The sequence below is a fragment of the Mesorhizobium tamadayense genome, from assembly GCF_003863365.1.
Taxonomy (GTDB): Bacteria; Pseudomonadota; Alphaproteobacteria; order Rhizobiales; family Rhizobiaceae; genus Mesorhizobium; species Mesorhizobium tamadayense.
On sequence record NZ_RQXT01000211.1, the window covers coordinates 1 to 609 of the forward strand.

Sequence of the window (609 nt, forward strand, 5' to 3'; positions counted from 1 at the left end):
CGCTGAAATCGTCAAGCTTGCGGCCGGATCGTCGATCTCATGCATTGTCGGCGATCGATTCCGTCATGCCGAGTTCGTCGAGGCAATGCAGGCGGCCGGCTTGAAGGTGCCGTTCATCTGGCGCGGCTTCGGTTGGAAGGACGGCTCGGAAGATATCGAGCGGTTCCGCCGGGCACTATTCGACGGGCATGTGAAAACCCGGCCATCGCTGTTGCTGCGCTCCGCAATGTCAGATGCCATCACGCTTATCGATCCGGCAGGCAACCACAAGCTTGCCAAGGCCCGTTCGCTGGGCCGCATCGACGCGGCGGCGGCAACCATCCTGGCGATTGCGGAAGGCAACAGGCGAGCCGCAAGGCCAGTCAAGATCGCCCGCGCCGCTTCGTGGGTATGAAGGACGGTCGCGCCGGCTATTCCGTTTACCGCACCGCCCGCTGGCAGGCTCTACGCCTCGAGGCCAAGCGGCGCGACGGCTTCAAATGCACCTCCTGCGGCGCTCACAGCAAGCTGGAAGTGCATCACATAATCCCGGTGCGGCAGGCGCCGGAGAGAGCTTTCGACCTGGGCAACGTCACATGTCTCTGCCCGACCTGCCACACCAAACAGACC

Annotated in this window: 2 protein-coding genes; both read left to right on the plus strand. The window is 63.4% G+C overall.

The features are described from left to right. The coding region (locus EH240_RS37320) for a terminase TerL endonuclease subunit (RefSeq protein WP_245436718.1) at positions 1–394 on the plus strand (394 nt) is incomplete at its 5' end. Beyond that, positions 391–609: HNH endonuclease (locus EH240_RS37325; protein ID WP_245436719.1), on the plus strand; the 219-nt coding region annotated here is incomplete at its 3' end. The genes EH240_RS37320 and EH240_RS37325, both read left to right, overlap by 4 nt.